Source organism: Halomonas faecis (assembly GCF_010993975.1).
In the GTDB taxonomy this organism is placed as follows: Bacteria; Pseudomonadota; Gammaproteobacteria; order Pseudomonadales; family Halomonadaceae; genus Halomonas; species Halomonas faecis.
The window spans coordinates 136,607-160,713 of the sequence record NZ_JAACZO010000011.1 but is presented as its reverse complement, the minus strand read 5'-3'; the positions used below and the strand labels follow the sequence as shown (position 1 = coordinate 160,713).

The window sequence follows — 24,107 nt, the reverse complement described above, 5'->3', positions numbered from 1 at the left end:
GAGGGCAGTGTTGTCTTAACTATAGCGATACGCCAGAGGTTCGCTCCAACGTAGCGCGATGATACGACAGTTGACGTTAACGTAAAACGGCTCGCAAAGGCACCCCGAGGAAAGCGAGGTTTCAGTCTCGCTGCACCAGCCAGCTCTGCACGCGCTCGAATGTGCTGTCCACGGTGATGGCCAGTATCCCTATGAGCAGTGCGCCCTGCAGCACGTAGGCGGTATTGCCGTTGACGATGCCGGAGATGATCGGATCGCCGAGATTGGTGGCCCCAACGGTGGCGCCGATGGCCGCCGTCGCCACGTTGATGGTCACTGAGGTCCGCACCCCAGCGAGCATGACCGGCGCGGCCAGCGGCAACTCGACCTGACGCAGGATCTGGCCGCGGGTCATGCCCATGCCGCGTGCCGCCTCGTGCACGCCAGGATCGATGCCCTGAATGCCGGCAAGGGTATTGCGCACGATGGGCAGGAGACCGTAGAGCAACAGCGCCACGATGATCGGCAGAGTGCCGAAGCCCAGCACGGGAACCGCCAGCGCCAGCACCGCTACCGGTGGAAACGTCTGACCGATGGAGGCCAGTTGACTCACCAGCGGAAGGAAGTCGCGGCCGAAGGGGCGCGTCACTGCTACCGCCCCGCCAACCCCCAGTATCACGGCGGCCAGCGACGCCAGCCCCACCACCATGACGTGTTGACCGAGCAACACCAGGAAGCTGGAGCGCGCATAAAGCACCTGGCGGCTGTCGGGCTCGAGCCAGCGAAACAGCCCTTCGAGCCCCCCCATGCCCAGGCAGAGCGCCAACAGCAGACCCAGCCAGGCCAGCGGCTTCCACCAACCAACTCGTCGGGACCAGCGCAGGGCAGCAGCGGCATTCCCCCTCATGCCTTGCTCCCCACCAGCCGCCGCAACGACAGTTCGCCAATCGGAATATCGTTGTCGTCCACCACGGTGAGACGATCGACACGATGCCACAGCATCAGCGATAGCGCCTGGCTGAGCGGCGCATCGACGGCAACGCGCTCATGCGCGAGCAGACGCGGCCCCAGCGGCAGCATGCGGTCACGCACGCGCGTCAGTGCCGCCTCCTTGAGGCCCCTGGATTGCCCGCCCAGCAGGGAAGCGACGAAGTCATCGACGGGGTCATGCAGCAGCTCGACGGGTGAACCCTGCTGAACGATACGCCCCTGACGCATCACTACCAGCCGATCGGCCAAGCGCAGGGCCTCGTCCATGTCGTGGGTGACGAACACAATGGTCTTGTGCAGGCGCGCCTGCAGATCGAGCAGTTCGAGCTGCAGCGACTCGCGGGTAATGGGATCGAGCGCACCGAACGGCTCATCCATCAGCAGAATTTCCGGATCAGCCGCCAGTGCGCGGGCCACACCCACTCGCTGAGCCTGCCCCCCCGAGAGCTGGTGGGGGTACTTGCCGGCGAACTCGGCCATCGGTAGTCCCAGCAGCACCATCAGTTCTTCCACGCGTTCCCGGACACGTTGTCGCGGCCATTTGAGCAGGCGAGGCACCAGGCCGATATTGCGCGCCACCGTCCAGTGGGGAAAGAGTCCGGTATTCTGTATCACGTAGCCAATGCGCCGACGCAGCGCCACCTCATCGAAGGTACGTACCGGCTGACCGTCGAGATGTATCTCGCCCTCGGTATGTTCGATGAGCCGATTGATCATGCGCAGCGTCGTGGACTTGCCACAGCCAGAGGTACCGACCAATGCGCAGAGCTCACCCTTTGCCACCCTCAGCGAGATATCGTCGACGGCCACCTCTTCGCCGAAGCGCTTGGTCACACCGAACAGCTCGATCACGTCGTTCCTCCCTGACGCAGGACATCGGTAAGCGCACTGAGCAGCGCATCTGCGATCAACGCCAGGGCGATGATCGGCAGCGCACCGAGCAACACCAGATCCATCGCTGCCTGCCCCAAGCCCTGGAAGACGAAAGTGCCGAGCCCCCCGGCACCGATCAGCGCCGCCACCGCGGTGAGGCCGATGGCCTGCACGGTGGTGATGCGCACGCCTTCGAGCACGACCGGCAGTGCCAACGGCAAGCGCACCTGGAGAAACACCTGACGACGGCTCATGCCCATGCCTCGCGCGGACTCGATGACCGCCGGATCGACCTCATCGAGCGCCACGAAAATATTGCGCACCATGGGCAACAGACTGTAGCCAAGCAGCGCCAGCCAGGCCGGCGCCCAACCGATGCCGCTCACTCCCAGGTCCGCCAGCCAATCGAAGCGCGCAGAGAGCCAGGCCAATGGCGCCAGCAGCAGACCGAACAGGGCGATGCTGGGTATGGTCTGAAGCACGTTGAGCACGCCGAAACCGGCACGGCGCAGCCTCGAGTGTCGGCGCATGGCCAGCGCCAGCCCCGCACCCAACACGATCGCAGCCGACACAGCGGCCCCAACGAGCATGAGATGCTGAGCCAACGCTGCGTAGAACTGATCACTGCGCCCCTGATACTCGCGATAAAGAGCGAGCGGGGCCAACCACTGCGTCAGACACCCCCACCAGACGAGCACCACCGGCACCAGCAACGCCCAGCCCAGCGGACGCGACAACGCCAAGCGAGACCGCAGCTCGATCAACGCCAGCAGGCCGATGAAGAGCAGGCACCAAAGCGCGCTGCCAATGCCCAATCTCGCCGTAGGTTCCATACTGGCCGCCACGCCCGACAACCACAGCGGTATTGCGATCAGCAAGACGATGACCAGCGCCAGGACACCCGGCAGACGCCGCGGTGTCGGCCGCCAGGCCAGAACTGCCATGGCGAGCATCGGCATGAGGACGAGCAGCGTGGGCCCCCACCCCAGCGCCGCCACGGCATGCTGTGGCGTTCCCTGAACGATCCGGTTGGGAGCCACGCTGATGGCCGGCAGGGTCAGCCAGGCGACGGCACCGCCGAGCATCAGCACGATCAAGACGACATTGGGAAACGGTCTCGCTCGGTCCACTCCCTACTCCGTTGCCTCGATACCGGTCAGGAAGTCCTCTGCCACCTGCTCTGGAGCGACGCCGTTCACGGCCACCTGGCCATTGAGCCGCTGCAGAGTCTCCATATCCAGGGCGGAAAAGACCGGCTCGAGCAGCGTTTCGATCTCGGGATGCGCCTCGAGTACCGTCTCGCGGATCACCGGTGCCGGTTGATAGACGGGTTGCACGCCCAGCGTATCTTGCAGCACGACCAGTCCCAGGGCGCCCAGCCCGCCATCGGTACCGTAAGTCATGGCAGCATTCACACCACTCGTCTGCTGAGCAGCGGCGCGCATCGTGGCAGCGGTGTTGCCCCCGGACAGCACGAGCAACTGATCGGCATCGAGTTCGAAGCCATAAGCCTCCTGGAAAGCCGGCAGGGCCTGCTCGGACTCGACGAACTCGGCGCTGGCCGCGAACTTGAACTCGCCGCCGTCGGCCAGGTAGTCGGCAAGATCCTCTAGCGTCTCGAGCCCCTCGGCCTCGGCCAGATCTTCCCGAACGCTCATGGCCCAGGTGTTGTTGGCATCGGCCGGCGCCAACCAGACCAGGCCGTTCTGGGCATCGCGCTCGCGCACCGTTGCATAGGCCTGCTCGGCATCCTTCCATACATCGCTGTCGGCCATGTCGAAGAAGAAGGCACCATTGCCGGTGTACTCCGGATAGATGTCGATCTCACCCGCCAGCAACGCTTCTCGCACGATGCTGGTGCCTCCCAGCTGCAGTCGGTTATCGGTTTCGATCCCGGCCGCCTCGAGCCGCTGCAGGATCAACTGTCCGAGCACCGACCCTTCGGTGTCGATCTTGGAAGCGACGACCACGGGGTCGTCGGCGTGGGCGCTGGAGAGCATCAGCAGGGAGCCAGCAGCCAGCCCAGCCAGGCTGGTCAAGGAGCGGTTCATGGTCACCACCCGTTCGTTGTGAATGTACGCAGAGTATAAGGCGTGTACAGTTTGTCTGTCAGACGGCAATCTCAACGGGGAATAGCACTGCCATGCCGGACGCCGAGACCACCCTCCTCGATGGCTACCATCATCCAATGGTGAGGGATCTGGCATGGCTGCTGAACTGCCCCGATCTGGTCGGCGACGGCTGGCCACCGCGCCCGGGACGCGACGAGATGGGATTGGCCGACGATGCCCAGCTCGATCACTTCCTGCACGAGCTGGAGGCCTCGCCCGAAGCGCTCGAAAGGCGTGTCGGCAACACGCTCGACGGACGCATGGGACTCTATCATGAAGCGCTGTGGCAGTTTCTGCTCGATCGGGCGCCGGGCACGCGCTTGCTCGCTCATAACCTGCGGGTGTTCCGTGGCAAGGTGACTCTCGGGGAGATCGACCTCCTCTATCAGCGTAACGCCGCACCGACAGTGATCCACCTGGAAGTGGCGATCAAGTTCTACCTGGGCCTGCCGTCAGGCCCCGGCGACGCCGCCGACCCAGCGCGCTGGATCGGCCCCGGCGGCGCCGACAGCCTGGCCAGCAAGCTCACCCATCTGCGCCGTCACCAGCTGTCGTTGAGCGACCGACCCGAAACGCGCGAGGTGATTCGCCAAGCACTGGCCGGCCTGCGACGAGGACCGCTGGTCGGCCGGTTCATCGAACGCCGCCTGGCCATGCCGGGAATGCTGTTCCAGCCTTGGCGCCAACCACTGCCCGTGCCGCGCGGCAGCTGTGCGAACCACTGGCGCGGGCGCTGGCTGCACTGGGGAGAATGGCGCGACTTTCGCGACGGCCTGCCGCGCCGGACCCGAGGGGCCTGGCTCGCCAGACCTCACTGGCTGGCACCGCCACGTAACAGCGCCTTCACGGCGCTCACCAACCTCGAAACGCAGCTGGCCGACCACTTTACCGGTCCGGCAACGCCGGTGCAGATAGCGCTCATCACCGACGCTGCCCCCCAGCGCTTGTTCCTGGTCGACGACAGCTGGCCGCGGCAGATCCCCCTGCCGCCGCGACCGTGACGATCCGCCCCGTCAGGTCATTCGCTGGTTCCGGGGGACGGCTCGTACACCCAGCGAGTGCCTTCCCGGGAATCCTTGAGCAGGATTCCGAGTGCGGCCAACTCATCGCGAATGGCGTCCGCGGTGGCGAAATCGCGGGCCTGCTTGGCTTCGGTACGCGCGGCGATTCGGGCCTCGATCTCAGCTTCCGGCAAGGGCAGTGTCGCCTCTCCACCACGCAGGAAATAGGACGGGTCTTGGTCGAGCAGTCCCAGCACATCGCCCAGCTGCCTGAGTTCGGAAGCCAGCGCCGGAGCCTGTTCAGGGGTTTCCTGCTTGGCCCGGTTGAGCTCACGTGCCAACTCGAACAGTACCGAGAGCGCCTCGGGCGTATTGAAATCGTCATCCATGGCGGCGATGAAGCGCTCGGCGAAACGGCCAGCCACTTCCCCCGCCGCCGGCGTGACGCCGTCGAGCGCGTTGTAGAAGCGCTCCAGCGAACGGCGTGCCTCGCTCAATGACTCCGGCGCGTAGTTGATGGGGCTGCGATAATGGCTTGCCACCAGCAGGTAGCGCACCACCTCCGGGTCGTGGTGCTCGAGCACCTCGCGGATGGTGAAGAAGTTGCCCAGGGACTTGGACATCTTCTCGTGGTTCACGCGCACGGCACCGGCGTGCATCCAGGTATGCACGAACGGCTTGTCGTTGGCTGCCTCGCTCTGGGCGATCTCGTTCTCATGGTGGGGGAAGGTGAGATCGGGGCCGCCACCATGGATGTCGAAGGTTTCCCCCAGGCAGCACTTGGACATGGCAGAGCACTCGATGTGCCAGCCGGGACGCCCCTCACCCCAAGGCGAGGACCAGCTCGCCTCCCCCGGCTTGGCCGCCTTCCACAGCACGAAATCCAGAGGGTCTTCCTTGTATTCTCCCACCTCGATGCGCGCCCCCGAACGCATCTCGTCCGGGGCGCGATTGTTGAGCTTGCCATAGCTCTCGAACTTCCTCACCCGGTAGTAGACGTCGCCGTTGTCCGCCGCATAGGCATAGCCCTTGCCGATCAGCGTCTCGACCATGGCAATGATGTCGCTAACGTGACGCGTGGCACGCGGCTCGTGATCGGGGCGCAGCACCTTGAGACGCGCTTCGTCCTCGCGCATGGCAGCGATCATGCGCTCGGTGAGCGCAGCGATCGACTCGCCGTTCTCCTCGGCGCGGCGCAGGATCTTGTCGTCGATGTCGGTGATGTTGCGTACGTAGTCGACATCGTAACCACGCCAGCGTAAATAGCGCGTAATGACATCGAACGCCACCATCACCCGGGCATGCCCCAGGTGGCAATAGTCGTACACGGTCATGCCGCACACGTACATCCGTACTCGTCCGGGCTCGATGGGCGTAAAACGCTCCTTGCGGCGCGTCAGCGTGTTGTAGATCAGCAGGTCCCCGCTCACATTCACCCCTTCTTCTTGATCTTGGCCCAGGTATCCTTCAAGCCGACGGTGCGATTGAACACCAGCTCGCCCGGCCGGCAGGCATGCCGGTCGGCGCAGAAATAGCCCACCCGCTCGAACTGGAACCGCGACTCGGGCACCGCGCTGGCCAGGCTGGGTTCGCCGATGGCCTGCACCGTGACCAGCGACTCGGGATTGAGGTGCTCGAGAAAGTCGGCGTCCTTGTCCTTGTCCGGCTGCTCCTCGAGGAAGAGGTTGTCGTAGAGGCGCACCTGCAGAGGCACGCCATGGGCCGCGCTGACCCAGTGGATCACCCCTTTCACCTTGCGCCCTTCCGGGTTCTTGCCCAGCGTCTCGAAATCCACCGAGCAGTGGAGCGCCTCGATCTCGCCCGCAGCCCCCTTGACCACCTCGTCACAGCGGATCACGTAGCTGTTGCGCAGGCGAACTTCCTTGCCAGGCGCCAGACGGAAGAATTTCTTGGGTGGCTCCTCCATGAAATCGTCACGGTCGATATAGATCTCCCGGGTAAAGGGGATCTTGCGCACGGCCATGTCGTCACGTGCCGGATGGCCAGGCACCTCGTACACCTCCTCGTGATTCTCCGGCACGTTGGTCAGTACCACCTTGAGGGGCTTGAGCACGGCCATGGCGCGCGGCGCATTGTCCTCCAGATCGGAGCGAATGGCGTGATAGAGCATGGCGATGTCGACGAGCCCGCCATCCGCGCGAGTGACCCCGATCATCTCGCAAAACTTGCGGATCGAAGCCGGCGTATAGCCGCGCCGACGCATGCCGGAGATGGTCGGCATCCGCGGGTCGTCCCAGCCGTCCACGATGCCGCGATCCACCAGCAGCTTGAGCTTTCGCTTGGAGGTCAGGGTATAGTTCATGTTGAGCCGCGCAAACTCGATCTGACGCGGCTTGGCCGGCACCGGCAGGTTGTCGAGAAACCACTCGTAGAGCGGGCGGTGATCCTCGAACTCCAGCGTGCAGATGGAGTGGGTAACTCCCTCGATGGCGTCCGACTGGCCGTGAGCGAAGTCATAGGAAGGGTAGATCTTCCATTCGTCGCCCGTCTGGTGGTGACTGGCATGACGGATGCGGTACAGGATGGGGTCGCGCAGGTTGATGTTGGGCGCAGCCATGTCGATCTTGGCACGCAGAACCTTCTCGCCCTCGGCGAATTCGCCGACGCGCATGCGCTCGAGAAGGTCGAGATTCTCCTCGACGCCACGCTCGCGATAGGGGCTCGGCCTGCCGGGCTCGATCAACGTGCCGCGATACTCGCGGATCTCGTCGGGCGAGAGGTCGTCCACATAGGCCTTGCCCTCGCGCACCAGGTGCTGGGCCCAGGCATAGAAGCGATCGAAATAGTCCGACGCGAAGCGTACCGGGCCTGCCCACTCGAATCCCAGCCAGCTGACGTCTTCCTTGATGGCATCGATATACCCCTGCTCCTCCTTCGCCGGGTTGGTGTCGTCGAAGCGCAGGTGACAGTCGCCAGCGAACTGTTCGGCCAGGCCGAAATTCAGGCAGATCGACTTGGCATGACCGATGTGCAGAAAACCGTTGGGCTCCGGCGGGAACCGGGTCACGATCTTGCCGCTGCGACCGGCCTCGATCTCCTCCTGGACCTGGTTACGAATGAAATTCGGCGCGCTGGTGGTATCGGTGGTCATGGTTGGAAAAGCAACCTCTGGTTGAAATGCAGGCTTGGCGGACGGCTCCGGCAAGCCGGATTCGCCCGCCGTCGCTTCGCGCATCGAAGCAAAACAGCTATTATAGCGCTACGCCCATGCATGGCGCCAAGGCGCACCCGTTTCCGAACCAGGGAAAATCGCAATGATCGTTTTACAGACCAATTTCGGCGACATCCACGTCGAACTCGACCACGACAAGGCGCCGAAAACGGCCGCGAACTTCGAACAGTACGTCCGCGAGGGCTTCTACGACGATACCCTGTTCCACCGCGTGATCGACGGTTTCATGGTCCAGGGCGGCGGTTTCGACACCGACTTCAACCAGAAGCCCACCCATGACCCGATCGAGAACGAAGCCGACAACGGTCTCAAGAACGGCGTCGGAACCCTGGCCATGGCACGCACTCAGGACCCGCATTCGGCCACCGCCCAGTTCTTCATCAACGTGGCCGAAAACGACTTTCTCAATCACACCGGCAAGTCGCTCCAGGGCTGGGGCTACTGCGTGTTCGGGCGCGTGATCGCCGGCATGGACGTCGTCGAGAAGATCAAGGCCGTGCCCACCACACGTCGCGGCATGCATGCCGACGTACCCGCAGAGGATGTCGTCATCCAGCGTGCCTTCGTGGCAGACGCCACCCGCTGAGCCGATCCTCGCGCCCGCCACTCGGCGGGCGCCTGCGCAAGCTCCCGCACCGCCGTTGACGACAGCTCTGCGAGACGAGGTCCATGAGCACCCTGCTGATTTCCGATCTTCATTTATATCCCGGCGCCCCCGAACTTTCCCGTCGGTTTCTCGAGTGGCTCGACACCCGCGCCAGGGGGAGCGAAGCACTTTTCATCCTGGGCGATTTTTTCGATGCCTGGATCGGTGACGATCTCCTCGACCTGGATGACGAACCGACGGGCCATGCCCGACTGGCCCGGCAAGTGGCCGATGCCCTGCGCGACCTCAGCGATGACGGTACGGCCCTGTACATCATGCATGGCAACCGGGACTTTCTGATCGGCCAGCGCTTTGCCAGCGCTGCCGGCGCCACATTACTGGACGACCCTAGCGTAGTCAGTCTGGGAGGTCAGCCCGTCCTGTTGATGCACGGTGACAGCCTATGCACCGGTGACGAAGCCTATCAGGCCTTTCGAGTGCAAGCCCGCGATGACCAGTGGCAACGTCAGATTCTGTCCCTGCCCATTCCCGAACGTCTGACGTTGGCACGCTCGCTGCGCGAACAGTCCGGCGAGGCGACGTCGAACAAGGCCGAAGCCATCATGGACGTCACGCCGGACGAAGTGGTCCGCATCATGCAAGACTACGGTGTGCTCACCCTGATTCATGGGCATACGCATCGCCCTGCCGTGCACGAACTGGAGATCGATGGCCAGCCAGCCCGTCGCCTCGTGCTGGGCGACTGGCAGCCCGGCCAGGGCTGGGAAATCGAAGTCGACCGGGCGGGCCAGCCCGAACTCAGAGCCTTTCCGCTCGACTAGCAGCCGCGGCAACGTCACGACGCCCACTTCACCGTACGAGCGCACGAAGAGGGCGAACGGCTGGCGACGATTCGCCTAGCCGCCCAGGCACTCGTTGAGCCGGGCTTCCAGCCCATCGGCATCCGGCAATGCACCCGCTTCGGCGATGATCTCGAGGCGGGAGTCCTGGCGCCAAGCAACCGGCTCGAGACTCACCGTGCCCACCGAGCGGTCGTAGCGTCTCCATCCGGTATTGGTATGCAGTACCCCCTTGACCCGCAGTCGACCCGTCATATCGCCCAGCAACGCCGAGACGCGATCCAGCACGAAGACATCGTCGGGGTGCCAGCGCCAGCCGAGTGTCGCATAGCCCAGGGCGACTCCCTGCTCGCGGATGGGATGCCCGGGCGTTGGCGCCGAGGCGTTCATCCCCTCCAGCTCGAGGCTGCCCACCGCTCGCCTGCGCAGTCGCTGGTGCGCCTCACTCTCGGGAAACGGCCGCTGGTGCGACTCGGCATGCGCGCCCCCACCACTCAGCAGCGACACATCGAGTGCGCCGTGAGGAGCTTTGCGTATCCACTTCTTGCGTGGCCAGCAGGCATCCAGCCAGACCTGAGCGGCGGCCAGTTGGTCGGGGGTGGACAGGTCGGTCATGGTCAAGGCCACGGCATCGGCCATGGACAACTGGTCGCCAAAGGTCTCGTGCTCTCGCGAACGGGGATCGTCCAGCCGACGCGGATCGAGCACGGCGATGATGTCATGGACGTCTAGCACGCCGTGGAATGCCTCGCCACGCAGCACGTCCAGTAACCCGGCGGGATGGCCCAAACCGGAAGGCTCGATCAGCAAGCGATCGGGACGATGTCGATACAGAAGATTGACCAGAGCGGCCTGCAAAACGAAGGCCAGTTGGCAGCACAGACAGCCTCCCGGCAATCCTTTCACCGTCACCCCGTCCTGCGGCTCGAACATGGCCTGATCGATACCCACCTGGCCGAATTCGTTGACCAGCACGGCCCAGTTTTCCTGCTCCGGTTTCTGACGTATGAGACCGCGGATCAGGCTGCTCTTGCCGCTGCCCAAAAAGCCGGTCACCAGATGCACCGGCACGTTTGCCACGGGTTCTTGGGACACGTTCGACTCCGCTGCTCCAATCAATTGTTACTGTATAACATATTCCTCGGGTGCTGTTGAGCCCATGCCTAGCATGTAGGGTTCATGCAGGGTTGGCTCAATGAAAGATAACGGTATAAAAATCATCCCGACCAGCAATGAAAAGGGGCACCTTCGGGTGCCCCTGAGCATCACGACGTCGACGGGTTTCAGTAACGCTCGATCTCGGCGGTGTCACGCAGATGAGCCCGCAACGCCTGGATGGCAGCCTGGCCTCTCAACTGTTCGGCCATGCGCGCCACGAACGCTTCCGTCTGCGCATCCGGCTCGCCGTCGGTGACGTCCTCCAGCGCAATGAGCACGACCCGCTGGCTGTCACTGGCCTGTCCGTAGACCGGCTGGTCGCCATCGGGCGACGGCAGACGAAACGCCGTCTCCACGACGAAGCCAGGCGCTTCGCCGCTTCGCCGCGCAACTCCCTCGGCGCGCAGCCACTCAAGATCCAGGGAGTCGCCGTCGCGCAGCCGCTCGACCCGCGACCTGGCCACCTCGAGCAATGCTTCCTGCGCTTTGCGGCTTTCCACGGCCGCCCTCACCTCGTCTCGGACTTCATCGAGCGGACGCGTTGCCGCTTCGCGATGGTCGGCGACTCGCAACACCATTCGACGGTCGGCGTCGAGCTCGATGACCTCGCTGTTGAACCCGTCCTCCAGAACGTCGTCACTGAAGGCCTCGCTCATCACTCCGGGCTCACCCAACACGCCACTCGCCTCTTCGCGCGAGACCCAGTCGCTCTCCTGAAGCTCCAGGTCGAGACTCTCGGCCACGCTGACGAGATCTTCCGCCGCAAAGCTTTCGTCGATCAGCGCCTGAACGCGGCGATTGAAGGCATCGCTGACCTCTTCCAGGGCCACTTCGCGCTCCAGCTCGTCACGCATCTCGTCCAGCGACGGAAGATCGAGCTCGGTGACCTTGACCAGATGCAAGCCATTGTCCGTTTCCACGATCTCCGATATCTGCCCGACACCGATGCCAAAAGCTGCATCGTCGAAGGCCTCGCCAAAGAATCCGGGGCTGATGAATCCCAGATCCCCCCCCTGATCAGCCGTCGTGGCATCATCGGAGAATTCCTGGGCCAGCTCCGAGAACGAATCCCCCTCTGCCAACCGCTCGCGAACGGCCTCCAACCGAGCACGCGCGTCCTCGCGGCTACGTTCGCCATCGAAGCCGACCATGATGTGGGAAACGCGACGATCCGAATCGCGGCTACGCGCTTCCCAGGCGTCACGAACGGCTTCGTCGCTCACCTGGCGATTTTCCGCCATGGCCTCGCGGTCGAGGATCACGTACTCGAGACGTACCTGCTCGGCACGCCGATACCGGTCAGCATTGGCCGCGTAGTAGTCCTGGATTTCGGACTCGCTGACCTCGACCGGCTGCGACAGATCCTCAGTGGTCAATTCGTGGTATCGGAAACTGCGCGTCTGACGCTGCAAAGCGGCGAGACGCTCGCGTTCGCTCTCCAGCGTGAAATCGCTCATCGCCACGCCTTGCTGCAACTGCTGACGCACCATGTCAGCGCGAAGCGCCGCACGGAACGACACCGGCGTGAACCCGGCGCTGGCCAGCCGATTGCGGAACAGCTCCTGCGAGAAACGTCCATCCTGATCCTGAAACTCCGACAGGTTCACGATGACCTGATCGATCTGGTCCTCAGACAGATGAAGCCCACCGTCTTCGGCATAGCCCGTCATCAGCTGCTCGCCGATCAGGCTATCCAGCACCTCACCGCGCAGGGCACGCTCCTGCTCCGGAGGTACCTGGCCCGAGCGTATGGCGCGCTGAACCTCCATTTCCAGCTGTTGGCGAGTGATCGTCTCGCCGTTGACCTTGGCGACATCATCGCCATCGTTGCCGATGAGCCCCACCAACGACTCGATGCCGAACAGGGCAAGCGCCGCCACTACGGCACCGACGAGGATCTTGGCTCCCCAACTTCGGGAGCGGTCACGAATACTTTGCAGCATGCAGGCCTCGGTGATTAAGTAACGGAAATCTCGCCCATTATACGCATGGCCCTGGCCTCCCGACCATGAGCGTGAAAAAGGCGCATCGCGATAGCGATGCGCCTTTCTGTCGTCTTACCGAGCGGGCTGGCGATGGCACTGCAACGGTAGTACAGCTGGCCTCGTCGTCACTCAGTTGACGGAGTCCTTGAGCGCCTTGCCCGCCTTGAAGGTCGGCACCTTGGCAGCGCTGATCTGGATCGGTGCGCCGGTCTGCGGATTACGGCCGGTGCGCGCGGCGCGCTCCTTGACGGAGAACGTGCCGAACCCCACCAGAGAAACGGTATCACCGCTCTTGAGACTCTCGGTGACGCTATCCACCATGGCATCCAGCGCGCGCGTTGCGGCCGCCTTGGGAATATCGGCAGAAGCAGCGATGGCTTCGATCAGCTCGGATTTGTTCACACTTCACCCCTTGACTGTTTCAGATAATGGCTCTAATCAGCGCAACTTTCGGCCAACAATGCGATCACGGCATGGCTGGATTTTATAGCAATGCCGCAAAAGACGTGTCAAGCGACCTTAGGCGCCAAACCGCGCCATACCGGCATCTCGAAACCGATATGGCGCCAAAAAATGATCAATGCGTGCTGATCATTGATGCCGAAGCCGGCGATTCCTCAGTCCGGGAATCCTCTACTTTCGCTTCGGTGCTTTCTGTCAGTGCAGCTTCCAGAACCTCGTCTATCCAACGCACTGGCCGGATATCCAAAGCATCTTTGATGTTGTCCGGAACCTCTTTGAGGTCACGGCGATTCTCTTCCGGAATGAGCACAGACTTTATACCACCGCGACGCGCGGCCAGCAATTTCTCCTTCAAACCGCCGATCGGCATCACCTCGCCGCGTAGATTCACCTCACCGGTCATCGCCACGTCGCAACGCACCGGCCGCCCCGTGTAGGCCGACACCATCGCCGTGACCATGGCGATGCCCGCGCTGGGCCCATCCTTGGGTGTGGCTCCCTCCGGCACGTGGATGTGCAGGTCCTCTTTCTCGAAGCGCTCGGGGTCGATCCCCAGGTTCAGCGCCCGCGCCCTCACCACGGTCTGTGCGGCGCTCACCGACTCCTTCATGACATCGCCCAGCGAGCCGGTCTTGTTGATGCGCCCCTTGCCCGGGGTGACCACCGACTCGATATTGAGCAGCTCACCGCCCACCGAGGTCCATGCCAGCCCGGTGACACGCCCTACCTGATCCTGCTGATCGGCAAGCCCGTAGCTGTAACGACGCACGCCGGCGTGCTCCTCGATGTCTGCTGCCGAGAGGGTGACTGCGGCCTGGGCCCCCTCCCGGCCTTCGCCTTCCAGGCGTTGACGCAGCACCTTGCGGCACACCTTGGCGATCTGGCGCTCGAGTTCCCGGACTCCCGCCTCGCGAGTGTAGTAGCGGATCAATTCGAGCAGCGCCTCGTCCGAGAACGACAGTTCCTCATCCTTGAAACCGTTGGCCTTGAGCTGCTTGGGCACCAGGTAGCGTTTGGCGATGGCCAGCTTCTCGTCCTCGGTGTAGCCGGGCAGGCGTATCACCTCCATGCGGTCGAGCAACGGACCGGGAATGTTCATCGAGTTGGCCGTGCAGATGAACAGCGTTTCGGAGAGATCGTAGTCCAGCTCCAGGTAGTGGTCGTTGAACTTGTCGTTCTGCTCCGGATCGAGCACTTCGAGCAAAGCCGAGGCCGGATCACCGCGGTGGTCCATGCCGATCTTGTCCACCTCGTCGAGCAGGAACAGCGGATTCTTCACCCCAGCCTTGGCCATGCGCTGGATCAGCTTGCCAGGCAGCGAACCGATGTAAGTTCGGCGATGGCCACGGATCTCGGACTCGTCGCGAATGCCGCCCAACGCCAGACGCACGTACTTGCGGTTGGTGGCCCGAGCGATCGACTGGCCCAGCGACGTCTTGCCGACACCGGGAGGCCCGACGAGGCAGAGCACCGGCCCCTTGAGCTTCTTGACCCGCTTGTGCACGGCGAGATACTCGAGGATGCGCTCCTTGACCTCCTCGAGGCCATAGTGATCCTCGTCGAGAATCCTGTGGGCGCGCACCAGGTCGTGCTTGACGCGAGTGCGCTTCTTCCACGGTACGGAAACCAGCCAGTCGAGATAGGAGCGCACCACCGTGGCCTCGGCCGAGCTGGGCGACATCATCTTGAGCTTGCCCAGCTCCTGCGTGGCCTTCTCGCGGGCCTCGCTGGGCATGCCGGACTCTTCGATGGCCTTCTCGTACTTCTCGGCCTCGTTGGGCACGTTCTCGAGCTCGCCCATCTCCTTCTGGATGGCCTTCATCTGCTCGTTGAGGTAGTACTCGCGCTGCGACTTCTCCATCTGGTCCTTGACGCGCGAACGGATCCGCTTCTCGACCTGCAACAGATCGATCTCGGATTCGATGAGGGCCATGAGGTGTTCGATGCGGTCGCGGACGCGATCCATCTCGAGCAATTGCTGCTTGTCACCGATCTTGAGCGACAGGTGGGCACAAATGGTGTCCACCAGCCGACTGGGATCCTCGATGCCCGACAGCGAATTGAGCACCTCGTTGGGAACCTTCTTGGAAAGCTTGACGTACTGCTCGAACTGATTGAGCAGGACGCGTACCAGCGCCTCCTGCTCACGCTCGCTAAGGGGCTGGCTGTCGCGCAACACCGCATCAGCCAGGCTATAGCCGCCGTCGGCGTGGTGAACGGCACGCAGATCGGCACGGGACGTTCCTTCGATCAACACCTTGACCGTCCCATCGGGCAACTTCAGCAACTGCATGATCTCGGCAACGGTGCCGATGGTGAAAAGATCATCGGTTCCCGGATCGTCGTGACCCGCTTCCCGCTGGGCCACCAGCAGCACGCGCTTGTCCGCTGCCATGGCGGCATCGAGAGCCTGAATCGACTTCTCGCGACCGACGAACAGCGGTATCACCATCTGCGGATAAACGACCACATCGCGCAGCGGCAAGAGGGGCAGACTCAGGGCCTGTTCGGCGTTCTGCTGCATCGCAGACATTCCTCAAACGAAATCGGGTGAATACACAAGGTGTGGGGGCATGATACGGGCGTTGCAAGGGCCCGCGGGCAAGGAGCACGAACAAAGGGGCCGCCACGGCGGCCCCTTGCATGCGTGCAGACTCGGCAGGGACGTTGAGCCCTATCAGCCGTCGGTGCCGTCGACACGCTGCTCTTGCTGGGAGTAGATGAGCAGCGGATCGCTCTCGCCGGTAATCACCGAGGCATCGATGACCACCTTGGTCACGCCTTCCATGGAAGGTATTTCATACATGGTATCGAGTAGCACCGACTCGAGAATGGAGCGCAGCCCCCGGGCGCCGGTCTTGCGCGCCATGGCCTTCTGGGCCACGGCACGCAAGGCATCCTCGCGGAACTCGAGCTCGACCCCTTCCATGTCGAAGAGACGCTCGTACTGCTTGACCAGCGAATTCTTCGGCTCGGTGAGAATCTGGATGAGAGCATCTTCGGTGAGCTCGGTGAGCGTGGCGATGACCGGCAAGCGTCCGACGAACTCCGGGATGAGCCCGAACTTGACCAGGTCCTCGGGTTCCACGTCGAGCAGCAGATCACCCACACCCTTGGACTCGTCCTTGCTCTTCACCGTGGCATTGAAGCCGATGCCGCCTTTCTCGGCACGGTCGCGAATCACCTTGTCGAGACCGGCAAAGGCACCGCCGACGATGAACAGGATGTTGGCGGTATCGACCTGCAGGAACTCCTGCTGAGGATGCTTACGCCCCCCTTGCGGAGGCACGGATGCGGTCGTGCCCTCGATCAACTTGAGCAGCGCCTGCTGCACCCCTTCCCCCGACACGTCCCGGGTGATGGAAGGGTTGTCCGACTTGCGCGAGATCTTGTCGATTTCGTCGATGTAGACGATACCGCGCTGCGCCTTCTCGACGTCGTAGTCGCACTTCTGCAGCAACTTCTGGATGATGTTCTCGACGTCCTCGCCGACGTAGCCCGCTTCGGTGAGCGTCGTGGCATCGGCGATGGTAAAGGGCACGTTGAGCAATCGTGCCATCGTCTCGGCCAGCAGCGTCTTGCCGCTCCCCGTGGGGCCGATGAGCAGGATATTGGATTTGCCCAGCTCGACGTCGTCGCCCTTCACGCCCACGCCCGCACGCAACCGCTTGTAGTGGTTGTAGACAGCCACTGACAACACCGTCTTGGCACGGTCCTGCCCGATGACGTAGTCATCCAGCGTGTGACGGATCTCGCGCGGAACGGGCAGACGCTCATCATCGCTCTCGGCATCGGCATCGAGAACTTCTTCGCGAATGATGTCGTTGCACAGGTCGACACACTCGTCGCAGATATACACGGACGGGCCGGCAATCAGCTTGCGTACTTCGTTCTGGTTCTTGCCGCAGAACGAGCAGTAGAGCAGTTTGCCGCCTTCGTCCTTGCCTTTGCCGTCGGCCATTCGCGTACCTCTGTCGCTTCGGCGGCGCGGTGCCGCCGGTGATCACGTAAGTGAAGCGTGTTCAAATCACGCTATCAGGATGTCGGCCGCTTATCCAGCACGGCATCGATCAGGCCATACTCGGCGGCCTGGCTGCCGCTCATGAAATTGTCGCGATCGGTATCCCGCGCGATGGTATCGATGTCCTGACCGGTATGATGCGCCAGGATGCGGTTGAGCTTGTCGCGGATACCCAGAATCTCACGGGTGTGGATCTCGATGTCAGCGGCCTGCCCCTGGTAACCGCCCAAAGGCTGATGGATCATCATCCGCGAATTGGGCAGGCAGTAGCGCTTGCCGGCCGCTCCGCCGGCCAGCAACAACGCCCCCATGCTGGCAGCCTGACCGATGCACACCGTCGACACGTCCGGAGTGATGAACTGCATGGTATCGTAGATCGCCATGCCGGCGGTCACGCCACCCCCCGGCGAGTTGATGTACAGATGGATGTCCTTGTCCGGGTTCTCGGATTCAAGGAACAGCAGCTGGGCCACCACCAGGTTGGCCATGTAATCTTCCACGGGACCGATCAGGAAGATCACGCGCTCTTTGAGCAGGCGGGAGTAGATGTCGTATGCCCGCTCGCCACGAGCGTTCTGCTCGACCACCATCGGCACCAATCCGCCGGCGTTGTGGATATCGAACTCGTTGCTCATCTGTATGATGTCCTTGCATCCGATGAATGGAAGCGACACAAACCGATCCTGCCGTCGACGACAGGACCGTCGGCCGGCATCTCAGGCCTTGCCGTCGTCGCCTTCCGCAGCGTCGTCGTCTTCGCCGCCCTGCTCGGGCTGTTGCTGAGCCGCTGCCAGCGCTTCCTGGTAACTCATTTCCACATCCTTGACGGTGGCTTGCTCGAGCAGGTGCTCGACGGCCTTCTCCTCGAGAAGCGCCGACTTGACCTGAGTCTTGAGCTGATCGTTACCCATATAGTAGTCGACGACCTGCTGAGGCTCCTGGTACTGCTCGGCAAGCTCTTCAACACGCGCCCTGATCTCGTCATCGTTGGCATCGAGCTCGTTCGCCTTGATCACCTCTGCCAGCAGCAACCCGACCTGCACGCGCCCCTTGGCCTGCTCGGCAAACAGCTCGTTGGGCAACTGAGAAACGTCGAAATCCTCGCCGAGCCCAAACTGCTGGGCCGCCTGGCGCTTGAGCGCATCGGTCTCCTGCTGGATCAGCGACTGCGGCACCGCCACCTCGTTGGCTGCCTTCAAGGCCTCGAGCACCTGCTGCTTGACACGATTGTCGACGGCCTGCCTGGCCTCACGGGTCATGTTCTTCTTGACCTCGGCCCGGAAGGCCTCGACGCCTCCTTCTTCGACGCCGAAACGCTGAATGAATTCAGCGTCGACTTCCGGCAACTGCTGAGCGCTGACCTTGTGCACCGTGACCTTGAAGGTCGCTTCCTTGCCGGCCAGGTGCTCGGCTTGATAGTCCTCGGGGAAGGTGACGGTCACTTCCTTCTCGTCGCCGGCCTGGGCCCCGACCAGATGGTCTTCGAACCCGGGGATGAAGCTGCCGGAGCCCAGCACCAGGTCATGCCCCTCGGCGCTGCCGCCTTCGAACGGCTCGTCGCCCAGGAAACCCTGAAAGTCGATGGTCAGCTGGTCGCCGTCTTCGGCGGCACGCTCGACGTCTTCCCAGGAAGCATTCTGCTTGCGCAGGGTTTCGATCATCTCATCGACATCGGCCTCGGTCACTTCGACCACCGGGCGCTCGACTTCGGTACCTTCGATGGAAGCCAGCTCGATTTCCGGATAGACCTCGAGAGAGGCGACGAACTCGAGATCCTTGCCGGTTTCATTGACCTGCGCCTCGATGTTCGGATACCCCGCCGGATTGAGGTTTTCATCGGTGATGGCCTTGACGTAACGCTCGCGCATCACTTCGCCCACCACCTCGTCGCGCAACCCGCTGCCGTAACGCTGGCGTACCACGGACATGGGCACATGGCCCTTGCGGAAGCCGTTCAGGCGCACGTTCTTCGCGGTATCCTTGAGGCGAGCCTCGACGGCTTCATCGACCTCGGCCGCCGGCACCTGGAACGTGACTCGGCGCTCGATCTGGGAGGTCGCTTCGACGGAAACTTGCATGAATAGTCCTCTACCGCCTGGGGCGTTGTGTTGAATGCGTGGATGGGTAAAAAGCAGATTTTAAGAAGCCCGCACCGTGGTGGCAAGCACCCTGGCTAGAAGTGGGGGCAGCTCGGCATATTGCAAGGGTCATATCGTCGAGCATGGTCTCGACCGCAGCGAAGCTCGGACGAACGGCCGACAGAGACGAGGCTAGGCCCGGGAAGCTGGCATGCGGGATAGCGGAAAGGAGCGCAGAAACGGGAAAACGGGTGCAATGGGGTGGATGATGGGGATCGAACCCACGACCACCGGAGCCACAATCCGGGGCTCTACCACTGAGCTACATCCACCACTGCACTAGCCACAACAGAAACGTCGATATGGGGTGGATGATGGGGATCGAACCCACGACCACCGGAGCCACAATCCGGGGCTCTACCACTGAGCTACATCCACCATTCGACTGCTGCTCGAACCGTCGGCATTCCTGCATGCGCACGACATGGCGCGCCCAGCAGGACTCGAACCTGCAACCTACGGCTTAGAAGGCCGTTGCTCTATCCGGTTGAGCTATGGGCGCATTCTATGTTCAATGACGCCTGACCGCAACCCTTGTCATGAATTTCATCAATCCAAACAGGAAGTTGTGGTCGGGGTGGAGGGATTCGAACCCCCGACATCCTGCTCCCAAAGCAGGCGCGCTACCAGACTGCGCTACACCCCGCCGGCCTCAGCACGGCCTCGATGCCGCCATCGGGCCTCATCGAGCGCTGCGTATTCTACGCGAGAATCCCTTGCGGTCAATAGCCACCTGACCTGGCAGGGCTTTAGCGCTTTGCCTAAGAGTCAGGCCGTGCGAAAATCTGCGCCCTTCCGGTGTCGGCCCACCGACCCACGCCAGCCGACATTCGCACCTGTCACCACCACACGGGGGAGAGACGATGACCGCTCAACGCATCGATGGCAAGGCCATAGCCGCCGAGGTTCGCCAGCGGGTCGCGCGCCGAGTCGACGCGCGCCATGCCGAAGGCAATCGCACGCCCGGCCTAGCCGTCATCGTCGTGGGCGACGATCCGGCATCCCATGTGTACGTCAGCAACAAGCACCGCGCCTGCGAGCAGGCCGGCGTGCTCTCGTTTCGCCATTCGCTGCCCACCGACATCACGCAGCAGGCACTGGAAGCGCTCATCGACGAACTCAACGCCGATTCGCGCATCGATGGCATCCTGCTGCAGCTGCCACTTCCCGACCACCTGGACGATCGCCCGCTGCTGGAACGCATCCTTCCGCACAAGGACGTCGATGGCTTCCACCCTTACAACCTGGGCCGCCTCGCCCAGCGCCTCCCCCTACTCCGCCCATGCACGCCGAAAGGCGTCATGACCCTACTCTCGGCCAGCGGTCTCGAGGTGCGCGGCCTGGACGCCACCGTGGTCGGCGCTTCCAACATCGTCGGCCGCCCCATGGCGCTGGAGCTGATGCTGGCTGGCTGCACCACCACGGTGTGCCACCGCTTCACCCGCAACCTCGAGTCGCACGTGCGCCGCGCGGAACTGCTGGTAGTGGCGGTGGGCAAACCGGGCATCGTCAAGGGCGAATGGGTGCGCGACGGCGCCATCGTCATCGACGTGGGCATCAACCGTGAGGAAGACGGACGCCTGGTGGGCGACGTGGCATTCGCTCCCGCCGCCGAACGCGCCGGCTGGATCACTCCCGTACCGGGTGGCGTCGGCCCCATGACGGTGGCCTCGCTGCTCGAGAACACCTTGTTCGCCGCCGAACTGCACGACGCCATGGCTCTCACCAGCGCCTGACAGCCGCGGGCGCATCGTCTAAAATGTCGCGCTCTTCCGCCACCAGCCGGAGCTCGTCCATGAGCGACAAGATGAACGTCGAAAGCTTCAATCTCGATCATACCAAGGTGAAAGCACCCTACGTACGCCTGGCCGACATCAAGGCCGGCGTGAACGGTGACCGCATTCACAAGTACGACATGCGCATCTGCCAGCCCAATCGGGACCACATGGAGATGCCCGCCCTGCACTCCCTGGAACACCTGATGGCCGAACTGTCGCGCAATCATTCCGACAAGGTCGTCGACATCAGCCCCATGGGCTGCCAGACCGGCTTCTACGTCGCCATGATCAACCACGATGACTACGACGACGTGCTACGCCTCTTGCAGAACACGCTCGAGGACGTTCTGGCCGCCGATTCGGTACCGGCCTGTAACGAGATGCAATGCGGCTGGGCGGCCAGTCACAGCCTCGAGGGTGCCAAGGACATTGCCCGCGGTTTTCTTGCCAAGCGCGATGAATGGACCCAGGTCTTCGCCGAGCCGCACTGACGGTACCCTTTGACCTCGCCGGAGCTCACGGACAGATGAAACGCATCGGTATCATCGGCGCCATGGCCCAGGAAGTGGCCCACCTCACTTCTCTGCTGCAAGACCGCCGTACCCGCACCCATGTTGGCTGCACTTTTCACCACGGTCGCCTGCATGGCGTGGACGTGATCATCCTGCAATCGGGCATCGGCAAGGTGAATGCTGCCATCGGCACGACGTTACTGCTCGACGTCTATCAGCCGGAGGCGATCATCAACACCGGCTCGGCCGGTGGCTTCGGCGAGGGGCTGGAAGTCGGCGATATCGTGGTTTCCAGCGAAGTGCGCCATCACGACGTCGACGCCGTGGTGTTCGGTTACGAGCACGGCCAGGTACCGGACATGCCGGCAGCCTATCTTCCCGATGCAAGGCTGGTACGAATCGCGCGCCAATGCGTCGAGGCGCTCGGCGAAGTGCGCGTGACGGAAGGGCTCATCGCCACGGGCGACGTCTTCATGGCCTGCCCCGAGCGGGTGGCCCAGACGCGCACGCGCTTTCCCACCATGCTCGCCGCCGAGATGGAAGCCGCGGCGATCGCCCAGACCTGCCATCTCTACGGCTGCCCGTTCGTGGTCATCCGCGCCCTGTCGGACATTGCCGGCGGTAGCGACAACCACCTCTCCTTCGCCCAGTTCCTCGACCAAGCCGCCGACCATTCCGCACGCATGGTCGAAGCCATGGTGGCCCGCCTGGCCACCCCCGCTCCTCAGTCGGACGCCGAACCCGTCGCTGGCTGAACGCGTCGCTCTCGGAAACGGACACGGCCGCCCTGGAGGCGGCCGTGTCCGTTCACGGCAAACGCTGACGCCCTCAGCCGCGCAACCGCCACGCCAAGGATTCGCCCGCCAGCAGCGGAACGATGCGCTGGCCGTCGGCATACGGCAGCGATGCTGGAAGCGCCCATGGCTCACGCACCAAGGTGACGTTGTCGCGGTTGCGCGGCAGACCATAGAAGTCGGGCCCGAAATGGCTGGCGAACCCTTCCAGGCGATCCAGGGCACCGGCCTGTTCGAAGGCCGTGGCATACAACTCGATCGCTGCCGGGGCCGTGTAGGCGCCGGCACAACCGCAGGCCGATTCCTTGTCCCCTTGGGCATGGGGTGCGCTGTCAGTGCCCAGGAAGAACTTGGGAGTGCCCGAAGTGGCCGCAGCGAGCAGCGCCTCGCGGTGGCGCTCGCGTTTGAGGATCGGCAAGCAATAATAGTGGGGGCGTATCCCGCCCACCAGCATGTGATTGCGGTTGAACAGCAGGTGGTGAGCGGTGATGGTCGCGGCGATGGTGTCCGGCGTCTCACTGACGAACCGAGCGGCATCGGCGGTGGTGATGTGCTCGCACACCACTTTCAGATCGGGATGACGTTCGGTCAGCGGCTTCAGCACGCGCTCGATGAACACCGCTTCGCGATCGAAGATGTCGATGTCGCTGTCGGTCACCTCACCGTGCACCAGCAGCGGCATGCCCAGCCGTGCCATGGCGGCAATGGCCGCATCGCACCTGGCCGTATCGGTGACACCGGAGTCCGAGTTGGTGGTCGCTCCCGCCGGATAGAGCTTCACAGCGTGCACGATGCCGCTGGCGTGGGCACGTTCGATCTCTTCGGCCGAGGTGTTGTCGGTGAGGTAGAGCGTCATCAGCGGCTCGAAGGCGCTACCTTCGGGCCGCGCGGCGAGAATGCGCGCGCGGTAGGCCAGAGCCTGCTCGGTGGTGGTGACGGGCGGCTTCAGGTTGGGCATGATGATCGCCCGCCCCATCTGGCGGGCCGAGGCGGGCACGACGGCCGGAAGCGCCGCGCCGTCGCGCAGATGCAGGTGCCAGTCGTCGGGTCGCGTCAAGGTAATGGCGTTCACGGTCACTCCTGTGGTCGGCATGAATTCGCGGTGCGTTGTGGGGTGACGAGTATACCGTACGGCAGCGTCGGGAAGCTGGCGTCGTCGACCCGAGAGTGGCAGCAACGCCATGCGTTTTGCCGTATCATCGTCGCCGTTTGCCAGTCGGAGAGTCATCGCCATGCCCAGAGTCCGCCACTACGCCGACATCGTCGCCATCCTGGCCGGCCTGATGTGGATCCTGGTTTTCTGGTCGGTGAGCATCTCAGCGCACCTGGACAGCATGGAACCGGTACTGGCCGCCCTGCTGCTGCTCGGCACCATGATTCTGCTGAGTTTCGTGCACCGCCCCATCCGCATTCACCTGAGCCGCTACCACGTACGCAAGCGACGCACGGAAATGTGGATGCACATTCTGGCGCTACCCATGCTGCTGGCTTTGCTGCTGGGGGTCATACTGGAAATGTTGATCGCTCCGCTCAGCGGCCAGCAGAAGATGCTGCTGTTCAACGTGCTGGCCACCGCCGGCTGGGTCGTCTATGTCATGACGCTGGTGGTCAAGTTCGTGTTCCACCAGTTTCGTCAGCGTCGTCGCGATTGAAAGCGTGGCGTCAA

The 24,107-nt window shown here is 63.2% G+C and carries 21 protein-coding genes and 4 tRNA genes; 7 read left to right on the top strand and 18 right to left on the bottom strand.

The window, feature by feature from the left end; all coding sequences use genetic code 11:
• Positions 1-121: 121 nt before the first annotated feature.
• Genes GFD32_RS06205 through osmF form a run of 4 tightly spaced genes read right to left on the bottom strand, consistent with a single transcriptional unit; the run spans position 122 to position 3,893 of the window.
• The gene (locus GFD32_RS06205) at positions 122-886 is read right to left on the bottom strand and encodes an ABC transporter permease (RefSeq protein ID WP_240455560.1); all 765 of its coding nucleotides are present in this window, start codon (positions 884-886) and stop codon (positions 122-124) included.
• Entirely contained in the window at positions 883-1,821 is a 939-nt protein-coding gene (locus GFD32_RS06200; protein WP_163575689.1) for an ABC transporter ATP-binding protein, read from the bottom strand. The genes GFD32_RS06205 and GFD32_RS06200 overlap by 4 nt, the downstream gene beginning before the upstream one ends.
• Positions 1,818-2,972, bottom strand: coding sequence for an ABC transporter permease (locus tag GFD32_RS06195; protein WP_240455559.1), 1,155 nt, complete (start codon positions 2,970-2,972; stop codon positions 1,818-1,820). The genes GFD32_RS06200 and GFD32_RS06195 overlap by 4 nt, the downstream gene beginning before the upstream one ends.
• A 3-nt stretch (positions 2,973-2,975) precedes the next feature.
• On the bottom strand, positions 2,976-3,893 hold the full coding sequence (gene osmF / locus GFD32_RS06190; RefSeq protein WP_163575688.1) for a glycine betaine ABC transporter substrate-binding protein OsmF: 918 nt from the start codon (positions 3,891-3,893) through the stop codon (positions 2,976-2,978).
• A 92-nt stretch (positions 3,894-3,985) separates the two neighbouring features.
• Between osmF and GFD32_RS06185 the strand changes: the two genes are divergently transcribed.
• Positions 3,986-4,954, top strand: coding sequence for a DUF1853 family protein (locus GFD32_RS06185; RefSeq protein ID WP_163575687.1), 969 nt, complete (start codon positions 3,986-3,988; stop codon positions 4,952-4,954).
• A 17-nt stretch (positions 4,955-4,971) separates the two neighbouring features.
• On the opposite strand, the gene cysS is transcribed toward GFD32_RS06185, so the two are convergent.
• Entirely contained in the window at positions 4,972-6,372 is a 1,401-nt protein-coding gene (cysS, locus tag GFD32_RS06180; protein WP_163576060.1) for a cysteine--tRNA ligase, read from the bottom strand.
• 14 nt (positions 6,373-6,386) lie between these two features.
• A complete protein-coding gene (locus GFD32_RS06175; protein ID WP_163575686.1) occupies positions 6,387-8,066 on the bottom strand; it encodes a glutamine--tRNA ligase/YqeY domain fusion protein in 1,680 nt (559 codons plus the stop codon).
• A 163-nt stretch (positions 8,067-8,229) separates the two neighbouring features.
• Between GFD32_RS06175 and GFD32_RS06170 the strand changes: the two genes are divergently transcribed.
• Entirely contained in the window at positions 8,230-8,733 is a 504-nt protein-coding gene (locus GFD32_RS06170) for a peptidylprolyl isomerase (RefSeq protein WP_163575685.1), read from the top strand.
• An 83-nt stretch (positions 8,734-8,816) separates the two neighbouring features.
• Positions 8,817-9,575 (top strand): UDP-2,3-diacylglucosamine diphosphatase, encoded by a 759-nt coding sequence (locus GFD32_RS06165; protein WP_163575684.1) that lies wholly within the window; start codon positions 8,817-8,819, stop codon positions 9,573-9,575.
• Between the two features lie 75 nt (positions 9,576-9,650).
• Here GFD32_RS06165 and GFD32_RS06160 read toward each other — a convergent pair whose 3' ends face one another.
• The 11 genes from GFD32_RS06160 to GFD32_RS06110 all read right to left on the bottom strand — a co-directional run bounded on the left by GFD32_RS06160 (position 9,651) and on the right by GFD32_RS06110 (position 20,003).
• The gene (locus GFD32_RS06160) at positions 9,651-10,688 is read right to left on the bottom strand and encodes a CobW family GTP-binding protein (protein WP_163575683.1); all 1,038 of its coding nucleotides are present in this window, start codon (positions 10,686-10,688) and stop codon (positions 9,651-9,653) included.
• Positions 10,689-10,876: 188 nt separating this feature from the next.
• Positions 10,877-12,694, bottom strand: a complete 1,818-nt coding sequence (locus GFD32_RS06155; RefSeq protein ID WP_163575682.1) for a SurA N-terminal domain-containing protein — start codon at positions 12,692-12,694, stop codon at positions 10,877-10,879.
• Between the two features lie 171 nt (positions 12,695-12,865).
• A complete protein-coding gene (locus GFD32_RS06150) occupies positions 12,866-13,138 on the bottom strand; it encodes an HU family DNA-binding protein (protein ID WP_163575681.1) in 273 nt (90 codons plus the stop codon).
• 175 nt (positions 13,139-13,313) lie between these two features.
• On the bottom strand, positions 13,314-15,722 hold the full coding sequence (lon, locus tag GFD32_RS06145) for an endopeptidase La (protein ID WP_163575680.1): 2,409 nt from the start codon (positions 15,720-15,722) through the stop codon (positions 13,314-13,316).
• 153 nt (positions 15,723-15,875) lie between these two features.
• Positions 15,876-17,159 (bottom strand): ATP-dependent Clp protease ATP-binding subunit ClpX, encoded by a 1,284-nt coding sequence (gene clpX, locus GFD32_RS06140; RefSeq protein ID WP_163575679.1) that lies wholly within the window; start codon positions 17,157-17,159, stop codon positions 15,876-15,878.
• A 74-nt stretch (positions 17,160-17,233) separates the two neighbouring features.
• Positions 17,234-17,854: an ATP-dependent Clp endopeptidase proteolytic subunit ClpP gene (clpP, locus tag GFD32_RS06135; protein ID WP_163575678.1), complete on the bottom strand. Its 621-nt coding sequence runs from the start codon at positions 17,852-17,854 to the stop codon at positions 17,234-17,236.
• Positions 17,855-17,935: 81 nt separating this feature from the next.
• Positions 17,936-19,297, bottom strand: a complete 1,362-nt coding sequence (tig, locus tag GFD32_RS06130; RefSeq protein ID WP_163575677.1) for a trigger factor — start codon at positions 19,295-19,297, stop codon at positions 17,936-17,938.
• Positions 19,298-19,554: 257 nt separating this feature from the next.
• Positions 19,555-19,629: transfer RNA gene (locus GFD32_RS06125), tRNA-His, on the bottom strand.
• Between the two features lie 31 nt (positions 19,630-19,660).
• A tRNA-His gene (locus tag GFD32_RS06120) sits at positions 19,661-19,735 on the bottom strand.
• 47 nt (positions 19,736-19,782) lie between these two features.
• Positions 19,783-19,859: transfer RNA gene (locus GFD32_RS06115), tRNA-Arg, on the bottom strand.
• 67 nt (positions 19,860-19,926) lie between these two features.
• Positions 19,927-20,003: transfer RNA gene (locus tag GFD32_RS06110), tRNA-Pro, on the bottom strand.
• A 217-nt stretch (positions 20,004-20,220) separates the two neighbouring features.
• Here GFD32_RS06110 and folD point away from each other — a divergent pair.
• From folD to mtnN, 3 genes are read left to right on the top strand one after another with little or no spacing between them, the layout of a single operon-like run.
• Positions 20,221-21,093: a bifunctional methylenetetrahydrofolate dehydrogenase/methenyltetrahydrofolate cyclohydrolase FolD gene (gene folD, locus GFD32_RS06105; protein WP_163575676.1), complete on the top strand. Its 873-nt coding sequence runs from the start codon at positions 20,221-20,223 to the stop codon at positions 21,091-21,093.
• A 59-nt stretch (positions 21,094-21,152) separates the two neighbouring features.
• Entirely contained in the window at positions 21,153-21,626 is a 474-nt protein-coding gene (locus GFD32_RS06100; RefSeq protein WP_089686133.1) for an S-ribosylhomocysteine lyase, read from the top strand.
• Positions 21,627-21,661: 35 nt separating this feature from the next.
• On the top strand, positions 21,662-22,402 hold the full coding sequence (gene mtnN / locus GFD32_RS06095) for a 5'-methylthioadenosine/S-adenosylhomocysteine nucleosidase (protein ID WP_163575675.1): 741 nt from the start codon (positions 21,662-21,664) through the stop codon (positions 22,400-22,402).
• A gap of 73 nt (positions 22,403-22,475) precedes the next feature.
• On the opposite strand, the gene pyrC is transcribed toward mtnN, so the two are convergent.
• A complete protein-coding gene (pyrC, locus tag GFD32_RS06090) occupies positions 22,476-23,513 on the bottom strand; it encodes a dihydroorotase (protein WP_163575674.1) in 1,038 nt (345 codons plus the stop codon).
• 160 nt (positions 23,514-23,673) lie between these two features.
• Here pyrC and GFD32_RS06085 point away from each other — a divergent pair, with 160 nt between their 5' ends.
• The gene (locus GFD32_RS06085) at positions 23,674-24,093 is read left to right on the top strand and encodes a hypothetical protein (protein ID WP_163575673.1); all 420 of its coding nucleotides are present in this window, start codon (positions 23,674-23,676) and stop codon (positions 24,091-24,093) included.
• Positions 24,094-24,107 lie beyond the last annotated feature (14 nt).